An 18,255-nucleotide genomic window follows, 5' to 3' on the forward strand; every position below is an offset into this window, starting at 1 on the left:
GCCGGCGGACAGCCGGGCCGGGCACCGTGACGACAGCCGCTCAGCAGGTCAGATCGCGACCCGGCGCGGTGCGCAGCACGCGCGTGAACTGCTTGTACAGCTCGACCCGGTGTTCCATCTGCGCGGGGTTGCCGCCGTTGCACTCGGCGGATCCGTTCAGGCTCCAGATGGTCTGCCCGAAGCCCTTCTTGTTCACGATCGCGTCGTGCCCGGTCATCGTGCCCGGCCCGGACTGGGTGTTCCAGTACCAGAGGGCCGTCATCCAGGCCACGGCCGGATCGGTCTCGACCAGCCACGGGTTGTTGAGCAGGTCGAGGCCCAGCGCGTCGCCGGCCGCCTTGTAGTTGAAGTTCCAGCTCAGCATGATCGCGCCGCGCCCGTAGTACGCGTCCCGACCGGCCGGGCAGCCGTAGGGCTGGGTGTCGTCGCAGAAGATCGGATACATGTCGGGGTTCTGCGACACCACGTAGAACAGCCCGCCGGTCTCATGGCTGATGTTGGCGAGGAAGGCCGCCGCTTCCTGCTTACGGGTCGTGCGGCTGCCGGTCTTCGCGAAGGCGGGGTACGCCGCGGTGGCCTCGATGAGGCCGTCGTACGTGAAGAACGGATCCCGGTCCGGGAACATCCGCTCGAACTGGGTCTCGCTGACGGCGAAACGCGGCTTGTGGTGCGCGCCTCGCGCCTCATCAACCGCCGCCGCGGGCAGCGCGGCGACGAGCAGTCCGCAGACCAGCAGCAGGGCGGCCATGACGGCCGTGGTGCCTCTTCTCAACACTGCTTCACTCCTGAACGGTGTGGGGACGTTCACGGGACAGCGCTCATCCACAACTGCCCTCCGGGAGAGTGCAGTTACGCGGACATCGCCGCGCAGAGGCTACGGGCAGCGACCCCTCGAAGGAAAGGTCCATACCAATTCTTTGGAGAACGGAGATTTGGAGAACGGAGAGGGGAGAGGGGAGAACGGCGATCCGTCACTTCCCCGGCAGCACCCGGACCTCCGCGCTCGGCGGCAGCTTGTCCCACCAGTGGCCGTAACGGCTGTAGACCCCCGGCTCCCGGTCGGCGAGCAACGCCGTCAGCGACCGGGCCTCCGCCGCGAGGCCCGCCCAGGCGTCCTCCGGCAGCGGATGGAAGGCCCGCGCCTCGATCCCCTCGGCGACCGGGCGCCAGACCCCGGCCACGTACCCGTCGACCAGCAGGGTCGGCAGCACGTCGCCGTTGATCCGGATGACGAGCCTGCGGTAGTCCGGCGGCAGGACCCGGCTCCGGTCGGAGTAGGCCAGCAGCGTGCTGTCCCACATCGCCATCAGCCGGGGCGGCGCCGGCGTGTCGCCGTCCGGGCGCGACGCGCCCGGCACGTCGTACAGCTCCGCACCGTCCGGCCCCTCCAGCACGTCGAGACCGCCCGCCAAGGCCTTCAGGGCCTCCCTGACGCGCGCCCGCTGGACCAGGCCGAACTGCGCCATGTCCGCCACCGACGCCGGGCCGAACCCCTCCAGATAGCGCACTATCAGCCTCGCCAGCGCCGCCGCCGACGCCTCCTTGTCCCGGAGCCCCGACCACGGACCGGCCGCGACGTACGACGGCCGGGAGCCGAACGACCACGGCGTCCCGGTCGGTACGTGCAGCAGCGGCGCGTATCCCCGCAGCCCGCGCCACGCCCCGGGGCCGGGCGGGGCGCCGAGCCGCTCCCCCAGCCACAGCTCCAGCTCGGCGGCGGTCCGCGGCCGGTCGGCGTGGCCCAGCAGCGCGGGCACGAGCACGTCGGCGTCGTCGAGGGTGAGTCCCGTCGCCGTGAAGCGGCTGTCGAGCCTGCCGCCCCGCAGCGTCGGCTCCACGGCCTCCCGGAACGTCCGGTGGTCATCGGCGTGGACGGCGTGCAGCGTGATCCGCATCAGCGTCGCCTTCACCACCTCGTAGCCGGTGAAGGCGGCGTCGAGAGCGGCCGGATCGAAGCCGGTCGTCCTGTTCCACAGCGCGACGTACGGCGAGGCCGCGTGCTGGGCCTGGAGGGCGACGACGCGGCGGACCGCGGCGGCGACGCCGAGCGGTTCCCGGCGCAGGAGGAGCTGGCGGTCGAGGGTGGAGCGGTTCAGCTCCTGTGCGGTGATCTTCACTCGGGGATTCTCCCGCCCGGGGGCCCGCGAACGCCACCGTCGGCGGCCGGTCGTCGCCGACGGCAACCGGCCACCGACGGCAGCTCGCGGCAACCTCCGGAACGCCCCACTCCCGATGCGGGCCCGGCCGCCGGACAGGCCCTAAGCTCGGCCAATGGCCAAGTATTTCGACGTACATCCCGAGAATCCCCAGCGGCGCACCATCACCAGCGTGGCCGAGAGCATCCGGTCCGGCGCGCTCATCGCGTACCCGACGGACTCCTGTTACGCGTTGGGCTGCCAGTTGGGCAGTCGAGACGGCATCAGCCGGATCCGGTCCATCCGGAACCTCGACGATCGTCACCACTTCACGCTCGTCTGCCAGAACTTCTCGCAGCTCGGTCAGTTCGTGCAGATCGACAACGACGTGTTCCGCGCCATCAAGGCGGCCACGCCCGGCAGTTACACCTTCATCCTGCCGGCGACCAAGGAGGTGCCGCGTCAGCTGCTGCACCCGAAGAAGAAGACCGTCGGAGTCCGGATCCCGGACCATGTCGTCGCCCAGGCCCTGCTCGCGGAGCTGGGGGAGCCGCTGCTCTCCAGCACGCTGCTGCTGCCCGACGACGGCGAGCCGATGACGCAGGGCTGGGAGATCAAGGAACGGCTCGACCACGTGCTGGACGTCGTGGTCGACTCGGGCGACTGCGGCACCGAGCCGACCACCGTCATCGACTTCTCCGGCGGTGAGCCGGAGATCGTACGCAGGGGGGCGGGCGACCCCGCACGGTTCGAGTAGGCGGGACGGACGATTCCGGGCGGCACGGCACCCCGGTGCGGGAGCCCGGCGCAGGGCCTGTCGCCGGGCTTGTCGCAGGCCCCCGGCCGGTCTCGCGTCGCCGCCCCGGGCCCGCGCGCCTACGCTGGTCTGAGGCTGTCCGGACCGTGCTCCCGACCGTCCGGGCGGAGGAAGGAAGTCCGCCATGCCGATCATCTCGCGCGGATTCCACGGCCGAAGGCCCGCACCCGGCCGGGAACTGCCGCCCGGACAGTACGAGGTCCACGACTTTCCCGTCCTCTCCGCCGGTCCCACACCGCGCGTGACGCACGAGGAGTGGGAGTTCACCCTCACCACCGAGACGGGCGCCAGGCACACCTGGGACTGGGCGCGGCTGATGGCGATGCCCGGTGAGACGCCCACGGTCGATCTGCACTGTGTGACGAAGTGGTCCAAGTTCGGCACACAGTGGGAGGGTGTCTCGCTCGACCTCCTGATGGCGGACGTCGAGTCGGCGGCCGAGTACGCCCTCGTCCACTCCTACGGCGGCTACACGACCAATCTGCCGCTGGAGGACCTGCTCGACGGCAAGGCGTGGATCGCCCACCGCTACGACGGCGAGGAACTGCCCCCGGAGCACGGCGGTCCCGCGAGACTGCTGGTGCCGCACCTGTATCTGTGGAAGTCCGCGAAGTGGGTGCGCGGGATCGATCTGCTGCTCGACGACGAGCCGGGGTTCTGGGAGGGCCTGGGCTATCACTCCTACGGTGACCCGTGGCGCGAGCAGCGGTACCAGGGCGACTAGCCGCCCCCGGGCGGCTTCGCTGGCTGGTCGCGGAGCTGGTCGACCGGCGTACCGAGTCGCGGACGGCCCGGACGCTGGTGTTCGACGTGCCCGGCTGGCCGGGGCATCTCGCGGGCCAGCACGTCGACGTACGGCTGACGGCCGAGGACGGGTACAGCACACAGCGCAGCTACTCGCTGGCGTCCGCGCCGGACGGTGACCGTATCGAGCTGACGGTGCAGCGGGTGCCGGACGGTGAGGTCTCGCCGTATCTGATGGACAGTCTGGAGCCCGGCGACCGGGTGGAGTTGCGCGGTCCGGTCGGTGGCTGGTTCGTCTGGCGGCCGGAGCAGAGCGAGCCGGTACTGCTGGTGGCGGGCGGCTCCGGGCTGGTGCCGCTGATGTCGATGGTGCGGTCGCGTGGGGCCGTGGGCGGGCAGGCGCCGTTCCGGCTGCTCTACTCCGTACGCGAGCCGGACGATCAGCTGTATGTGCCGGAACTGCGTCGGGGCGTGCCCGGACTCGACACGTCGTATCTCTACACGCGCGCCGCGCCGCCCGAACACCCCAGGCCGGTGGGCCGGTTGAGGACGGCGGACCTGGTCCGCACGGGCTGGTCGGCGGACCTGCGGCCCACGTGTTACGTGTGCGGCCCGACGGGTTTCGTGGAGTCGGCCGCGTCGCTGCTGACCGGCCTCGGCCACTCCCCCGACCTCATCAGGACCGAACGCTTCGGCCCCAGTGGAGGATGAGATGGACGTCGATGGAACACCTGACGAGGGGTACGAGCGGGACGAGTCGTACGAGGACGGCAACGCCCTCGGCGGCCCGCTCTCCGAGATCTTCGCGGTCGACCTGACCGCCGCTGTCGGCCGCTGCGCGGGCTGCGGCGCCACGGGTCCGATGGCCCGGCTGCACGTCTACGACCGGGCACCGGGACTGGTGGCCCGGTGCCCGGACTGCGCGCGGGTGGTGCTGCGGCTGGTCCGGGGACCGGACACCGCGTGGCTCGACCTCCAGGGCGCCTCCTCGCTCAGGATTCCGCTCGGTCCAGCCGACTGACGAGGCGTCAGGCGCCCACCCTCCGTTTGTTCCAGACGTCGAACCCCACGGCGGCCAGCAGCACCAGCCCCTTGATGACCTGCTGGTAATCGGTGCCGATGCCGACCAGGGACATGCCGTTGTTGAGGACACCGAGGACGAGTCCGCCGATGATCGCGCCGAACACCGTGCCGACGCCGCCGCTCATCGACGCGCCGCCGATGAACGCCGCCGCGATGGCCTCCAGTTCGAAGTTGACGCCCGCCTGCGGCACACCGGCGTTGAGGCGCGCCGCGTAGACGATCCCGGCCAGCGCGGCCAGCACACCCATGTTGACGAAGACCAGGAAGGTGACGCGCCGGTCCTTGACGCCGGAGAGTTTCGCCGCCGCGCGGTTGCCGCCCAGTGCGTACACGTGGCGGCCGACGACCGCGTTGCGCATGACGTAGCCGAAGCCGATGAGCAGCGCGGCGAGCAGGAGCAGGACGACCGGGACGCCTCGGTAGCTCGCGAGTGTCATGGTGAAGGCGAGGACCGCCGCGGCGAGTGCCACGCACTTGGTGAGGAAGAGGTTGCGGGGCAGGACCTCCAGGTCGTACTCCTTCTGACGGCGGCGGTCCCGGACCTCCTGGAGCAGGGCGAAGGCGAGCAGTGCCAGCCCCAACAGGAGTGTCAGATTGTGGTAGTTGGTGGCCGGTCCGATCTCCGGGAGGTAGCCGGTGGAGATCTTCTGGAAGCCTTCGGGGAACGGACCGAGCGAGCGTGACCCGAGGAAGATCTGTGTGCCGCCGCGGAAGAGCAGCATCCCGGCGAGGGTGACGATGAACGAGGGGATGCCGACGTACGCGATCCAGAAGCCCTGCCAGGCGCCGGCCACCGCGCCGATGGCGAGGCCGAGCACCAGCGCGAGCACCCAGGGGATGTCGTGTTCGACCATCATCACGGCGCACGCGGCCGAGACGAACGCGGCCAGGGAGCCGACGGACAGGTCGATATGGCCGGCGATGATGACGATCATCATGCCGATGCCCAGGACGAGGATGTAGCTGTTCTGGAGGACGAGGTTGGTGACGTTGTTGGGCTTGAGGAGTACGCCGTCGGTCCATATCTGGAACAGCACGACGATCAGCGCGAGCGCGATGAGCATGCCGTACTGGCGCATGTTGCGGCGCGCCGCGTCCAGCAGCAGATCGCGTGTGGCGGAGGCGCGCGGGCGTGCGGGCTTGGGCGGCTCCCCCGGAGACCTGCCGCCCGGGGACTTGGCGAGGTCGGTGGTGGCCGGACCCCTGTCGCGGGCCATGTCGTCAGCCATGTCGGCTACCTCGTGTTCCTGGTCATGTGGCGCATCAGCACTTCCTGGGTCGCGTCCGCGCGCGGGATCTCACCGGTGAGCCGGCCGGCCGCCATCGTGTAGATGCGGTCGCACATCCCGAGCAGCTCCGGGAGTTCGGAGGAGATGAAGACGACGGCCTTGCCTTCCGCGGCGAGCCGGTCGATGACGGTGTAGATCTCGTACTTGGCGCCGACGTCGATCCCCCGGGTGGGCTCGTCGAGCAGGAGGACATCGGGACCGGCGAAGATCCACTTGCTGAGGACGACCTTCTGCTGGTTGCCGCCCGAGAGCCGGCCGGCCTGTTCGAAGACCGTCGGGGCCTTGATGTTCATGCTCCTGCGGTAGGACTCGGCGACCCGGGTCTCCTCGTGCTCGTCCACGATGCCGCGCCGCGCGACCTTCGGGAGGGCGCTGAGGGTGATGTTGCGGCCGATGGTGTCGATGAGGTTGAGCCCGTACTGCTTGCGGTCCTCGGTGACGTACGCGATGCCGTGTCCGACGGCTTCGGGCACGGTCTTCGTACGGATCTCCCGGCCGTCCTTGAAGACGGTGCCGCTGATGTTGCGGCCGTAACTGCGTCCGAAGACGCTCATGGCGAGTTCGGTGCGGCCCGCGCCCATCAGACCGGCGATGCCGACGATCTCGCCCCGGCGGACATGGATCGAGACATGGTCGACCACCTTGCGCTGCTGGTCGATCGGGTGGTGCACGGTCCAGTCGCGGATCTCCAGCGCGGGCCGCGCCCCGGGATCCCCGTCGTGCGGGGTGCGTTCGGGGAAGCGGTGGTCGAGGTCGCGGCCGACCATGCCGCGGATGATGCGGTCCTCGGTGGTCGACTCCGCCCTGACGTCGAGGGTTTCGATGGTGCGGCCGTCGCGGAGGATGGTGACGGAGTCGGCGACCTCCGCGATCTCGTTGAGCTTGTGCGAGATGATGATCGAGGTGATGCCCTGTGCCTGCAATTCCCTGATCAGGAGGAGGAGTTGGGCGCTGTCCCCGTCGTTGAGCGCGGCGGTCGGCTCGTCGAGGATGAGCAGCTTCACCTCTTTGGCGAGGGCCTTCGCGATCTCCACCAACTGCTGCTTTCCCACGCCGATGTCGGCGACGCGGGTCCCCGGGTGCTCGGCGAGTCCGACCCGCTTCAGCAGTGCGGCGGCGTGCTTCAGCGTCTCGTTCCAGCTGATGATCCCGCGCCTGGCGTGTTCGTTGCCGAGGAAGATGTTCTCGGCGATCGACAAGTACGGTACGAGCGCCAGTTCCTGATGGATGATCACAATGCCGCGCGACTCGCTGGCGCCGATGTCCTTGAAGGCACACGGGGAGCCCTGGAACAGGATCTCGCCGTCGTAACTGCCGTGCGGATGAACCCCGCTGAGGACTTTCATGAGCGTGGATTTTCCCGCGCCGTTCTCGCCGCAGATGGCGTGCACCTCCCCCGGGGCGACATTGAGCGTGACGTCGGAGAGCGCCTTGACCCCGGGGAAGGTCTTGCCGATGGCGCGCATCTCCAGGACGGGTGCGGTCACTTCAGGTCACTCGCCTTGATGTAGCCGGAGTCGACCAGAACGGCCTGGTAGTTGGCCTTGTCGACGCTGACCGGGTCCAGCAGATAGGCGGGGACGACCTTCTTCTCGTTGTCGTACGTCTTGTCGTCGTTGACGTCGGGCTTCTTGTCGTTCAGTACGGCGTCGGCCATCTGCACGGCCTGTTTGGCCAGCGCCCGGGTGTCCTTGTAGACGGTCTGCGTCTGCTGTCCGGCGACGATCGACTTGACCGAGGCGACCTCCGCGTCCTGGCCGGTGACGACCGGGTAGGGCTTGGCGGAGGTGCCGTAGCCGTCCGACTTCAGGGCGGACAGGATGCCGATGGAGATGCCGTCGTAGGGCGAGAGCACGGCGTCGACGTCCTCGGAGCCGTACGACTTGGTGAGCAGGTCGTCCATCCGCCGCTGCGCGGTGCCGCCGTCCCAGCGGAGCGTGGTGATCTGGTCGAGCCGCGTCTGGCCGCTCCTGACGACGAGTTGCTTCTTGTCGATGTACGGCTTGAGGGTCTTCCAGGCGCCCTGGAAGAAGTAGCGGGTGTTGTTGTCGTCCGGCGAGCCGGCGAACAGCTCGATGGTGAAGGGGTCCTGGCCGTCGCCGCCGTCCTTCAGGCCGAGCTTGTCGATGATGTAGGTCGCCTGGAGGACGCCGACCTTCTCGTTGTCGAAAGAGGCGTAGTAGTCGACGTTCGGGCTGCCGAGGATGAGCCGGTCGTAGGCGATGACCTTGATGCCCTGGTCGGCGGCCTGGCCGAGTACGTCGCCCAGCGCCCGGCCGTCGATGGAGGCGACGACGAGGACGTCGACCCCCTTCGTGATCATGTTCTCGATCTGGGACACCTGCTGGTCGACGTCGTCCTCGCCGTACTGGAGGTCGGTCTGGTAGCCGAGCTTCTTGAACTCGGCGACCATGTTGCGGCCGTCGGCTATCCAGCGCTCGGACGATTTGGTCGGCATCGCGATGCCGACGGTGGAGCCCTTGCCGCCTTTCTTCTCCTCCTTGCTCCCTCCCTCGCTGCTCTGCCCGCAGGCGGTCAGTGCGAGGGCGAGGGAGGCGGCGACGACGGTGAGTGCGGCGCGGCTAGTGCGCATGGTCATCAGTCCTTGTCCTTAAGGAAGTTGGAAACGGTTGAGCGGTCCGGGGAGGCGCGAGCCGAGCGGCGACATACCGCCGTCGGCGCCGTGCCGGGCGAGCAGGTCGAGGACGAGCCGGCCCCGCCGTACGCGTTCGCGGGCGGTGGCCAGGGTGAGGTCGCGCAGATGGCCGCCGTACGGGTAGATGCCGGGCGCCTTGGAGAGACCGAACTTGAGGTACAGGGGCGCGCCACGCCGGATCAGTTCGGCGGTCTCGTACATCCGGACGTAGCCGCCGAGGTCGTCCGGCGCCTCGATGTAGAGGTCCATCGGCGCGCGGCTGGCGCGGCGGATCTCGGTGAAGTGGGCGAGGGCGAGATCGGAGGGAATGTTGAGGGAGTCGGCGCCCAGGCGCTCGTAGACCGCGTACGAGGCGGGGTTGACCGGCCCGATGAGCGCCGACACCTTGAGGGTGGTGTCGGCGGGCAGGACGCCTCGTGTACGCAGCCGGTGCAGCGACCAGAGCACTCCCTCGTCGGCGACGAGCAGGCATTTGACGCCCAACTCGGCGGCTCGCAGGGCGTCTTCGACGCAGCCGGCGAGGGCGTCGTGGCCACGGGCGCGCAGACCGGCGCCGCCGGAGTCGGTGCGCGTGGCCGCGCCGATGTCCCAGGTGCCGCGCGGGCCGGTGAACAGGCACAGTTCGATGTCGCGCGCGGCGCAGGCGCCGGTCATCTCGGTGATCTCGTCGTCGGTGAGCATCCAGACGCCGCTGCCCTGGCTGATCCGGTGGATCGGCACATCGAGGCGGGCGGATTCCTTGAGGACTTCGGTGAGGGCTTCGGGGCCCTCGACGGAGGGGATCTCGGTGCGCCAGACGCCGCCGTCGGGGAAGGTGTGCGGGGACGCGTCGGTGGGGTGGTCGTCGGGCGCGGCCAGGCCGAGCGCGGCGAGCGCCTGCTCACCGGGGCGGCGGCGGGGGCCGGGGGCTGGTGCGTCGGTCAACGGACATGTCCTTCGGTCGCTGCCTGTCGGTTCGTGAGAGGTTGCCGTCTGTTCGATATCTCGAACCACGTTCGGGTCTTGTGGTACGGCGCTGTCGCGGCGCGCCCGCCCGGCGGGGTCAGGGGCGCAGCAGCACCTTCCCCGTGCCGGGGTCGCCGCCGCCGACGAGCGCGACGGCCTCGGCGTACCGCTCCAGCGGGAACTCGTGGGTGATCAGCGGGCCGGGGTCGAGCAGGCCCGCCGTGAAGGCGCGGACGGCGAAGGACCAGGCGGCCGACGGGGCGCCGAAGACGCTGCGTACGGTCAGCTGGCTCAGCGACAGATGGACGGGGTCGATGCCGGTCGCGCCGGTGGTGAACATGCCGGTGAGGACGACCCGTCCGCCGCGCCGCGCCAGCAGGCAGGACGAGGCCGCCGTGGTGGGCGCGCCCGCCGTCTCGACCACGAGGTCGTAGCGGCCGCGCCGGCTCTCGGCGTCCGTGGGGTTGATGACCTCGTGCGCGCCGAAGGCGGGTGCCAGGGCGGCGCGGGTGGCGCGTGGTTCGACGACCGTCAACTCGCCCGGCGCGTAGGCCGCGAGGAACTGGACGGCGAGCAGTCCGAGCGTGCCGGCACCCACGACGGCGATCCGCTCGCCGGGCTCCGGGCACCCGGCCCGTACGGCTCCGGCGACCACGGCGGCCGGCTCCAGGAGGGCGGCGGCCCGTAGGTCGGCGTCGTCGGCCAAGGGGTGCAACAGCCGTGCGGGGACGGTGACATGGTCGGCGAACGCGCCCGGCCGGGTGAAGCCGGTCTCGTCGTAGCCACCCGTGCAGAGCGACGTGTCGCCGGCGCGGCACCGCTCGCAGGTGCCGCAGGTGCGGAAGCCCTCGGCGACGGTACGTCTGCCGATGAGTGCCGGGTCCACTCCCCCGCCCACGGCCTCGACGGTCCCGGACCATTCGTGGCCGGGGGTGACCGGGTAGCGGACGTAGGCCGGGTCGCGGCGGCCGTCGTACACCTCGCGGTCGCTCATGCAGATCCCGGCGGCGGCGACCTTCACGAGCACTTCGCCGGATCCGGGGACGGGCCGTTCGCGCTCGACGAGCCGGTGGGCCCCGGGCCGGTCGACGACGATCGCGCGGCTGCCGGCCTGGGCAGCGGCGGGGCCGCTCATCGGGGCGCCTTCGGGTCGCGCTTCTCCCAGCCCTCGGCCCAGAGGTCGAACCGGGCCTGCTGCTGCGGGAATTCGGCCGCCGCGTCGGCGTCGAACTCGACGCCGAGTCCGGGCGCGTGCGAGATCTCGAAGCAGCCCGTCTCCGGGTCGACCTCGGGCGCGCCCGTGACGATCTTCTTGATCTCCGCGTCGGCGAAGTCGTTGAAGTGCTCCAGGATCTTGAAGTTCGGCGTGCAGGCGGCGAGTTGGAGACTGGCCGCCGTCAGCACGGACCCGCCGACGTTGTGCGGGGCCACCAGCACGTAGTGCGTCTCGGCGGTGGCAGCGAGCTTCCGCGCCTCCAGGATGCCGCCGATATGGCCGACGTCCGGCTGGATGATGTCGGCGGCCTGCGAGGCGAACAGCTCACGGAACTCTATGCGGTCGTGGATGCGTTCACCGGTCGCGACGGGGATGTCCACCTTCCCGGCGACCTTGCTCAGCGCCCGCAGATTCTCCGGCGGTACGGGCTCCTCCAGCCACGCCGGGTCGTACGGGGCCAGTTCGCGCGCCAGCCGTACCGCCGTCGCCGGGCTGAACCGTCCGTGCATCTCCAGCATCAGCTCGGTGTCGGGGCCGATCGCGTCCCGTACGGCCTCGATCAGCGACACCGCGTAGCCGGTCCCGGCCCGGTCCAGCTCGAAATGGCCCGTGCCGAACGGGTCGATCTTCAGGGCTCGGTAGCCGCGCGCCACGACCGCCTCGGCGGCCTGGTGGTACGCCTCGGGAGTGCGCTCCGTGGTGTACCAGCCGTTCGCGTACGCCTTGACCCGGTCGGTCACCTTCCCGCCGAGCAACTGCCACACCGGGACGCCGAGCGCCTTGCCCTTGATGTCCCAACAGGCCATCTCCACCACGGCGATGCCCGACATCACGATCTCGCCGGCCCGCCCGTAGTCGCCGTACTTCATGCGGCGGACCAGGTCCTCGACCGCGAACGGATCGGAGCCCGCGATGTGGTTGGCCTCGGCCTCGCGCAGATAGCCCACGAGCGCGTCGGTCCGCCCGAGCATCCGCGTCTCGCCGACGCCGGTCAGCCCGTCGTCGGTGTGGACCAGGACGTAGGTGAGGTTACGCCAGGGCGTGCCGACGACATGGGTGCTGATTCCCGTGATGCGCACTGCGGTTACCCCTAGAGCTTGTTCGATATTTCGTCAGGCGTTCGAAATGTTGGCGTGACCGTAAACAGGTAGCCGAGGGGTGTCAATGGGGCGTGCGGCCGCTAACCTTTGTTCGTCATTCCGGTCATTGGCCGGAGTACCGAACACAAGGGGTGGGTGGACGGAGATGGGGCGATTGGTCCCCGCGGTCACGCGGGCGTTCGACATTCTCGAACTGTTCCTGGAGGGCGACGGGAAACTCTCCGCGCCCGATGTCATCCGCCGGCTGGGGCTGCCACGTACCACCGTGCACGAACTGCTCACCACCCTCGCCGCCCGGTCGTATCTGGAGGCGATCCCCGAGCAGCCCGGCCGCTACCGCCTCGGCGTGCGGGCCTACCAGCTCGGCAGCCGTTACGCGGAACAGCTCGACCTCGCCGCCGAGGGCCGGCTGGTCGCGCGGGACATCGCGGAGACCTGCGACGAGACCGTGCACGTCGCGATCCTCGAAGACCTCGACGTCATCTACATCGCGAAGGTGGACTCCACCCACACGGTCCGGATGGTGTCGGCGGCGGGCCGCCGGCTGCCCGCCCACTGCACCTCGGTCGGCAAGATGCTGCTGGCGTCGCTCCCTGAGCCCGAACTCGACGCCCGGCTCACGGGCGGTGAGTTGACCGCCATGACCGCCAACAGCATCACCGACCCGGCTGTGCTGCGGACGGCGCTCGCCGGGATCAGAGAGCGCGGCGTCGCGGTGGAGAACCGCGAGTCCAACTCGGACGTGAGCTGCGTGGCCGCCCCGGTCCGCGACAGACGGGGCCAGGTCGTGGCCGCGCTCTCGATCTCCGTCCCGATGATCCGCTGGACCGAGACCCGCGAGGAGGAGCTGGCCGAACTGGCGACGAAGGGCGCGGAAGCCCTGTCGGCGCGGCTGGGTCACCGGTCCCGCGGCTAGGTCCTGTCCGGCCCTAGCTCCTGTCCGGTGGTTTCGTCTGCTCCGGGCTCACCATGTACGGCCGACGTCCAGAAGGCGGTCACGAACGATCGCGACATGCGGATTGTCGTTCGATCCAGGTCGCTCGACGAGATAGCCGGTGTTGATCGGTGAGTCCTGCGGTTCATGGAGCAGGACGAGAGTGCCGTTCGCGAGGTGATCGACGCAGAGATAGCGAGGGAGGACCGTGACGCCCGCGCCGGCGGTGACCGCGGCCAGTACGCCGCGCAGGTCCGGCACGGTGACCGCCGCGCGCGCGGTGAGCCGAGTGCCGAAGACATGGCGCCAGTAGCGGCGGAGAATGGGGAGGTCCTCGGCGAAAGCGATCAACGGGACGCCGTCAAGCGCTGCCGGGCCCTCGGACTCCAGCCGCTGCGATCCACCGATCCGGTCGGCCCAGACGGGGGCGGCCACCAGGAGGAATTCCTCGTCCGACAGCGGGTTCGCGATCAGGCCACGCCCTCTGGGACGGTGGGTGGATACGACAAGGTCGTGACGTCCGGCCCGGATCTCCTGGAGAAGCTCGTCGGTCATACCAAAGGTCACACCGAGCCGCACACCGCTCTCGATGACCGGAGCCAGTGCCGGCAGGACAAGGGTGCACATCACCTCGGCGGGGCCGCCCAATTGCACCGGTGGCGCAATACCGTCGCCGTGCGGGCCGACGCGCCCGCTCAGCGCAGCGAGCGCCTTGAGTGGCGCGGTCGCTCCCGCGGCAAGTTCGTCCGCGAACGGCGACGGAATGACGCCCCGTGAACGCCGCTCGAACAGTTCGCGCCCCAGTTGTTGCTCCAGCGCCCGCACCTGTGTGGTGACCGCGGGCTGAGAAAGGCCGAGCAGCCGCCCGGCGGCCGTGAATGACCCGGTCTGATGCACCGCCAAGAATGTCCGCAGCAGATTCAAATTCAATGGCGGCGCAGTCGACGCCGGCTGTTCTGTCGTTGGCTCATCCGGAGAACCGGCGATCACGTCAACACTCTCTTCCTCTTCCATAGATTTACCGATGTCTGATACGGGATTCGCTATTGGCGGCCGATGGTGCACCGAACCTATCGTCGGGCAGGTCGACGAGCTGACGATCTCCGCACGGAGCGTCGGACCGTGGGACATCCACTGGCCTCCTCAGGCCCCTTCTCTTGGAGAGACACGACATGGCAGAGATCCTCTTTGTGGTGACCGGTGCAACTCACCTGACGCTCGCGGACGGTACGCGGCATCCCACCGGCTTCTGGGCCGAGGAAGTCGTCGCGCCCTTCGAAGCCCTCACGGCCGCGGGCCACACGGTCGTCGTCGCCACCCCCGGTGGCGTCGTTCCGACCGTGGACCAGGCGAGCCTTTCTCCCGCGCTCAACGGAGGCCAGGAGAACGCGGACAGGATCACGGCGGCGTTGGCCGCGATCACAGAACTGACGAAGCCCATCAGCCTCGACGGCGTCGACCTCGACGACTACGCCGCCGTGTTCTACCCCGGTGGCCACGGCCCGATGGAAGACCTGGTGCACGACAGCCGGTCCGCCGAACTGCTGCGGGCCACCCTGACGTCGGGCAAGCCCCTCGGGGTGGTGTGCCACGGCGCGGCCGCCCTGCTGGACGCACGCGACGCCGAGGGCACCTGGCTGTTCGCGGGCTACCGGCTCACCGGTTTCACCCGCGCCGAGGAGACGCAGACCGGCCTCGCCGACAAGGTGGAGTGGGTGCTGCAGGACCGGCTCGTCGAGTCGGGCGCCCTGTTCGAGGAGACCGCGCCGTGGGCGCCCCACGTGGTCGTCGACCGCACCCTGATCACCGGACAGAACCCGGCGTCGTCCGCTCCCGTGGCGGCGGAGATGCTGAAGGCACTGGGCTAGAGACATGGGCGTCGACCGGCTCACCGAGGTCCTCGACGCGACGTACGACTGCCTCACCCGTTACGGCGCACGGCGCACCACGATGGACGACGTCGCATCGACGATGGGAGTGTCCAGGTCGTCGCTGTACCAGCACGTCCGCAGCAAGGATGACGCCCTCCGCCGGCTCGCCGAGCGCCTGCACGCGCAGGCGCTCGACCGGGCCCGGCGGGCCGCGGCGGCCGACACCACCAGCGACCGCCGCATCAGAGGCATCCTCGTCGCCAAGCTCGATCTGATTCTGCAGTTGGCCGGAGACTCGCCGCACGCCGCCGAACTGTGTGACGAGAAGACGCGGCTGTTCGGACCCGTCTGCCGTGACTTCACCGCCGAACTCCGGCGTCTGCTCGTCACCGTGCTCACTCACGCGGGAGTCGCCGAACCGCTCGACGCGGCCGACATCTGCCTGGCCCTCGTCGCGGGACTCGAAGCGGTACCCGACGGCAAACGGCTCCTCGGCCCGGCCTGCACCGCGTTGACCGAGGGCCTCGCCGCCACCTCGTGAACCACATCGCTCTCACCAGGAGGTCACCCATGCCTTTTCCCAGCCGTGAATGGCACCTCACCACCCGCCCGACCGGTGAGCCGAAACCCGCGGACTTCACACTCGTCAGCACGACGGTCCCCGATCCGGCGCCCGGACAGGTCGTCGTGCGCAACGACATGCTGTCCGTCGATCCCTACATGCGCGGCCGGATGAACGACCGTAAGTCCTACATTCCGCCCTTCGACCTCGGCGAGGCGATGGACGGGGCCGCGGTGGGCCTCGTCGTGGCCTCCGGGGCGGACGACATCCCGGTGGGGACAGCGGTCAGCCACTTCGCGGGGTGGCGCGAGTACTCCCTCGTCGGCGCGGCCGAGGTCGAGGTCATCGACACAGACACCGCCCCGGCCTCGGCCTACCTCGGCGTGCTCGGCGCCACCGGCATCACCGCGTACGCCGGGCTGACCGAGATCGCCCCGGTCAAAAGAGGCGACGTCGTCTTCATCTCCGGCGCGGCGGGCGCCGTGGGCACGGTCGCGGGAGTCGTGGCGCGGCACCTGGGAGCCGCCAAGGTCATCGGCTCGGCCGGCGGGCCGGCCAAGGCCCGCCGCCTGGTGGAGGAGTTCGGTTTCGACATCGGACTGGACTACCGCGAAGGTGATCTGCCCGGCCAACTCACCACCGCCGCTCCCGACGGCATCGACGTCTACTTCGACAACGTCGGAGGCGACCATCTGGAAGCCGCACTCGGTGCGATCAACCCATACGGGCACATCGCGCTGTGCGGCGCGATCTCGGTCTACAACGACACCGAACCCAGCCCCGGCCCGAACAACCTCGTCCTCGCCATCGGCAAGCGCCTCTCGCTGCGCGGCATGAACGTCAACGACCACGAACACCTCGTCGCGGACTACCGGCAGCACGCCGTCGGCTGGCTCGAAGACGGCTCGCTGCGCACCGAACAGACCGTCGTCGTCGGCATCGACAACGCGGTGGAGGGATTCCTGGCCATGATGCGCGGCGCCCACACCGGCAAGACGCTCATCGAACTGACCTCGTCCTGAGGGAGTTTCCACGCACGGAAAGAACATTCAACGTGATTACGCCCGAGTTGGGCGTCCCCACCTCGGCCGTCTCGACGGGTGGATGCGCTCACAGGCCGTATCGACAACCGGGCGCGCATTCCGCCCTCGAACCCAGCGTGAAAGCTGCGAGATGAGCCTCTTGTCCATGGACAGACGCGTTGTGGGAAACAAGCGAACTTCCCTTGTTCTGTCACTCGGAATGGCCACTGTGGTCGTTTCCATGATGCAGACGCTGACGGTGCCGATCCTGCCCATCATCCAACGTGACCTCCACGCGGCCCCCGCGGCCGTCGGTTGGGTCACCACCGTGACCTTGCTCGCGGCCGCGGTCTGCACTCCGTTGCTCACCCGCCTCGGTGACCAGCGGGGAAAGCGTCGCGTCCTGATCGGGGTCCTTGTCGCGGCGGTCGTCGGCTCCGTGGTGGCCACGGTGACCAGTTCGCTGCCGCTCCTGCTGGTCTCGCGTGCTCTGCAGGGCTCGTCCACGGCCATCTTCCCGCTCGCGCTTTCGATCCTGCGCGACGAGTTGCCGCCCACACGGCTGCCTACGGCGATGGCTGCCGTCAGCAGCACGCTGGCGGTGGGGAGCGGTCTCGCGCTGGCAGCCGCTGGAGTGCTCACCCAGGGCGAGAACCCTGACTATCACAGGGTCTTTCTCTTCTCCGCCGTGCTGTGCACGCTGGCTCTGGTCGCCGTCACTCTCGTCGTTCCACCGTCCTCCCAAGTGGCGGGCGGCCGGATCGACTGGATCGGCGCGGCCGTGCTCGCCTGTGTGCTCGTGCTGATCCTGCTTCCCCTGTCACAGGCCAACACGTGGGGCTGGGGGTCCGTGCCGACGCTGGCGTCCTTCGGAGCCGCCATCGTTGCCGGCGGATTCTGGGTCGTCTTCGAGAAGCACCGGCGCGACGCGCTGGTGGACATGAAGATGCTGACACTCAGACCGGTCGTATTGACCAACCTGGCCGGAATCCTCCTCGGCTTCGGCATGTTCACCCAGTACATCGGCATCTCGACGTTCGTTCAGGCCCCCGCCCACCTCGCCGGCTACGGATTCACGGCGTCGACCGTGCGGGCGTCCGTGGAATTCCTGCTGCCGGGAGCGGTCGCGTCCCTGGTCACCGGACAGGTGGCAGGGATCTTCATCCGCCGCTTCGGCGCGCGCATACCGTTGGCCGTCGGTGCGTGCAGTGGGGTGCTGGGGTTCACCGGGCTGGCGTTCCTGCACGACACCCCGGCCTCGGTGATCGCCGCGGGGCTGCTGACCGGCATCGCGGTCAGCTGCGGGTTCGCCACGTTGCCGATCTTCATCGCCGCCGGCGTACCGGCCCTCCAGAACGGCATCGCGAACGGCGTCAACTCCATCGCGCGGTCCACGGGAAGTTCGGTGGCCAGCGCGGTCGTGATCACACTGCTGACTTCCGGCACGTTGCCGGACCTTCCCGGAGAATCGGCCACCCTGGCTACGGAGAGTCAGTACGTCACGATCTTCCTCCTGGGCGCCGGTGCCTTCGCGTGCGTCGCGGTCATCGCCATGTTCGGCTTGCCTACCGGCGCCTCTCGTCCGGGGGGTCCAGGGCGTCCAAGGCGTCCACGCCGAAGTGCCCGGTCCCGTGACAGGTGATCCGCCGTCAAGGACTTTCCACTCGTGCGTGACAAAGCATGGACGGTCCCGACAGAAGTCTCTAGTCTTTCGCTCGATGTCGACTGATGGCGTACATGACAGACCATTGGTCGAGCCGCGAACCGCCAGAGCGCCACGTCCGCATCCGTCGCCAGACCTCCGTATCCGGATCGAAGGGCTAGCCCCGGCGGTGAACTCCGCCCAGGGACAGGGGTGTTCTTCCCGGTGCGCGAAGTGCC

At 69.4% G+C, this 18,255-nt stretch carries 18 protein-coding genes; 9 read left to right on the top strand and 9 right to left on the bottom strand.

Annotation, left to right across the window (positions count from 1 at the left end; translation table 11 throughout):
- Window positions 1-40: 40 nt before the first annotated feature.
- Together ACFT9I_RS26635 and ACFT9I_RS26640 are read right to left on the bottom strand one after the other, a co-directional pair.
- Window positions 41-748 (bottom strand): chitinase, encoded by a 708-nt coding sequence (locus ACFT9I_RS26635; RefSeq protein ID WP_382568338.1) that lies wholly within the window; start codon window positions 746-748, stop codon window positions 41-43.
- A 223-nt stretch (window positions 749-971) separates the two neighbouring features.
- On the bottom strand, window positions 972-2,117 hold the full coding sequence (locus ACFT9I_RS26640; protein WP_382568234.1) for a winged helix DNA-binding domain-containing protein: 1,146 nt from the start codon (window positions 2,115-2,117) through the stop codon (window positions 972-974).
- Between the two features lie 154 nt (window positions 2,118-2,271).
- On the opposite strand from ACFT9I_RS26640, the gene ACFT9I_RS26645 reads away from it, so the two are divergent.
- From ACFT9I_RS26645 to ACFT9I_RS26660, 4 genes are all read left to right on the top strand, one after another.
- Window positions 2,272-2,892 (top strand): L-threonylcarbamoyladenylate synthase, encoded by a 621-nt coding sequence (locus ACFT9I_RS26645; RefSeq protein WP_382568236.1) that lies wholly within the window; start codon window positions 2,272-2,274, stop codon window positions 2,890-2,892.
- 184 nt (window positions 2,893-3,076) lie between these two features.
- Complete coding sequence (locus ACFT9I_RS26650) at window positions 3,077-3,676, top strand: sulfite oxidase-like oxidoreductase (protein WP_382568238.1); 600 nt, start codon at window positions 3,077-3,079, stop codon at window positions 3,674-3,676.
- Complete coding sequence (locus tag ACFT9I_RS26655) at window positions 3,646-4,407, top strand: ferredoxin reductase (RefSeq protein ID WP_382568239.1); 762 nt, start codon at window positions 3,646-3,648, stop codon at window positions 4,405-4,407. Before ACFT9I_RS26650 ends, ACFT9I_RS26655 begins: the two co-directional genes overlap by 31 nt.
- A 1-nt stretch (window position 4,408) precedes the next feature.
- Window positions 4,409-4,717 carry a DUF6510 family protein gene (locus ACFT9I_RS26660; protein WP_382568241.1) on the top strand — a complete coding sequence of 103 codons (309 nt, stop codon included), beginning with the start codon at window positions 4,409-4,411 and terminating at the stop codon, window positions 4,715-4,717.
- A 7-nt stretch (window positions 4,718-4,724) separates the two neighbouring features.
- Here the strand turns inward: ACFT9I_RS26660 and mmsB are convergent, their stop codons facing one another.
- The 6 genes from mmsB to ACFT9I_RS26690 form a co-directional block, all read right to left on the bottom strand.
- Window positions 4,725-6,008, bottom strand: coding sequence for a multiple monosaccharide ABC transporter permease (gene mmsB / locus ACFT9I_RS26665; RefSeq protein WP_382568242.1), 1,284 nt, complete (start codon window positions 6,006-6,008; stop codon window positions 4,725-4,727).
- Between the two features lie 5 nt (window positions 6,009-6,013).
- Window positions 6,014-7,555, bottom strand: coding sequence for a multiple monosaccharide ABC transporter ATP-binding protein (gene mmsA / locus ACFT9I_RS26670; protein WP_382568244.1), 1,542 nt, complete (start codon window positions 7,553-7,555; stop codon window positions 6,014-6,016).
- Window positions 7,552-8,661 (bottom strand): multiple monosaccharide ABC transporter substrate-binding protein, encoded by a 1,110-nt coding sequence (gene chvE, locus ACFT9I_RS26675; RefSeq protein WP_382568340.1) that lies wholly within the window; start codon window positions 8,659-8,661, stop codon window positions 7,552-7,554. The genes mmsA and chvE overlap by 4 nt, the downstream gene beginning before the upstream one ends.
- An 18-nt stretch (window positions 8,662-8,679) precedes the next feature.
- Entirely contained in the window at window positions 8,680-9,648 is a 969-nt protein-coding gene (locus ACFT9I_RS26680) for a hypothetical protein (RefSeq protein ID WP_382568246.1), read from the bottom strand.
- A 118-nt stretch (window positions 9,649-9,766) separates the two neighbouring features.
- A complete protein-coding gene (locus ACFT9I_RS26685; protein WP_382568248.1) occupies window positions 9,767-10,804 on the bottom strand; it encodes a zinc-binding dehydrogenase in 1,038 nt (345 codons plus the stop codon).
- On the bottom strand, window positions 10,801-11,964 hold the full coding sequence (locus tag ACFT9I_RS26690; protein WP_382568249.1) for a mandelate racemase/muconate lactonizing enzyme family protein: 1,164 nt from the start codon (window positions 11,962-11,964) through the stop codon (window positions 10,801-10,803). The genes ACFT9I_RS26685 and ACFT9I_RS26690 overlap by 4 nt, the downstream gene beginning before the upstream one ends.
- A gap of 166 nt (window positions 11,965-12,130) precedes the next feature.
- Between ACFT9I_RS26690 and ACFT9I_RS26695 the strand changes: the two genes are divergently transcribed.
- On the top strand, window positions 12,131-12,901 hold the full coding sequence (locus ACFT9I_RS26695) for an IclR family transcriptional regulator (RefSeq protein WP_382568251.1): 771 nt from the start codon (window positions 12,131-12,133) through the stop codon (window positions 12,899-12,901).
- A 48-nt stretch (window positions 12,902-12,949) separates the two neighbouring features.
- Here ACFT9I_RS26695 and ACFT9I_RS26700 read toward each other — a convergent pair whose 3' ends face one another.
- Window positions 12,950-13,933, bottom strand: coding sequence for a LysR family transcriptional regulator (locus ACFT9I_RS26700; RefSeq protein WP_382568253.1), 984 nt, complete (start codon window positions 13,931-13,933; stop codon window positions 12,950-12,952).
- Between the two features lie 158 nt (window positions 13,934-14,091).
- Here ACFT9I_RS26700 and ACFT9I_RS26705 point away from each other — a divergent pair, with 158 nt between their 5' ends.
- From ACFT9I_RS26705 to ACFT9I_RS26720, 4 genes are all read left to right on the top strand, one after another.
- Entirely contained in the window at window positions 14,092-14,787 is a 696-nt protein-coding gene (locus ACFT9I_RS26705) for a type 1 glutamine amidotransferase domain-containing protein (protein ID WP_382568255.1), read from the top strand.
- Window positions 14,788-14,791: 4 nt separating this feature from the next.
- A complete protein-coding gene (locus ACFT9I_RS26710) occupies window positions 14,792-15,331 on the top strand; it encodes a TetR/AcrR family transcriptional regulator (protein WP_382568257.1) in 540 nt (179 codons plus the stop codon).
- A 29-nt stretch (window positions 15,332-15,360) separates the two neighbouring features.
- Window positions 15,361-16,374, top strand: coding sequence for an NADP-dependent oxidoreductase (locus tag ACFT9I_RS26715; protein WP_382568258.1), 1,014 nt, complete (start codon window positions 15,361-15,363; stop codon window positions 16,372-16,374).
- An 82-nt stretch (window positions 16,375-16,456) separates the two neighbouring features.
- Window positions 16,457-18,016, top strand: coding sequence for an MFS transporter (locus ACFT9I_RS26720; RefSeq protein ID WP_382568260.1), 1,560 nt, complete (start codon window positions 16,457-16,459; stop codon window positions 18,014-18,016).
- Window positions 18,017-18,255 lie beyond the last annotated feature (239 nt).

It is taken from the genome of Streptomyces sp. NPDC057137, from assembly GCF_042670825.1.
Lineage (GTDB): Bacteria > Actinomycetota > Actinomycetes > Streptomycetales > Streptomycetaceae > Streptomyces.

Coding starts and splice junctions, on each gene's coding strand:
- ACFT9I_RS26635 (WP_382568338.1), bottom strand. CDS start 748: ATGGCCGCCCTGCTGCTGGTCTGCGGACTGCTCGTCGCCGCGCTGCCC.
- ACFT9I_RS26645 (WP_382568236.1), top strand. CDS start 2,272: ATGGCCAAGTATTTCGACGTACATCCCGAGAATCCCCAGCGGCGCACC.
- ACFT9I_RS26650 (WP_382568238.1), top strand. CDS start 3,077: ATGCCGATCATCTCGCGCGGATTCCACGGCCGAAGGCCCGCACCCGGC.
- ACFT9I_RS26660 (WP_382568241.1), top strand. CDS start 4,409: ATGGACGTCGATGGAACACCTGACGAGGGGTACGAGCGGGACGAGTCG.
- mmsB (WP_382568242.1), bottom strand. CDS start 6,008: ATGGCTGACGACATGGCCCGCGACAGGGGTCCGGCCACCACCGACCTC.
- chvE (WP_382568340.1), bottom strand. CDS start 8,661: ATGCGCACTAGCCGCGCCGCACTCACCGTCGTCGCCGCCTCCCTCGCC.
- ACFT9I_RS26685 (WP_382568248.1), bottom strand. CDS start 10,804: ATGAGCGGCCCCGCCGCTGCCCAGGCCGGCAGCCGCGCGATCGTCGTC.
- ACFT9I_RS26695 (WP_382568251.1), top strand. CDS start 12,131: ATGGGGCGATTGGTCCCCGCGGTCACGCGGGCGTTCGACATTCTCGAA.
- ACFT9I_RS26700 (WP_382568253.1), bottom strand. CDS start 13,933: ATGGAAGAGGAAGAGAGTGTTGACGTGATCGCCGGTTCTCCGGATGAG.
- ACFT9I_RS26705 (WP_382568255.1), top strand. CDS start 14,092: ATGGCAGAGATCCTCTTTGTGGTGACCGGTGCAACTCACCTGACGCTC.
- ACFT9I_RS26710 (WP_382568257.1), top strand. CDS start 14,792: ATGGGCGTCGACCGGCTCACCGAGGTCCTCGACGCGACGTACGACTGC.
- ACFT9I_RS26715 (WP_382568258.1), top strand. CDS start 15,361: ATGCCTTTTCCCAGCCGTGAATGGCACCTCACCACCCGCCCGACCGGT.
- ACFT9I_RS26720 (WP_382568260.1), top strand. CDS start 16,457: ATGCGCTCACAGGCCGTATCGACAACCGGGCGCGCATTCCGCCCTCGA.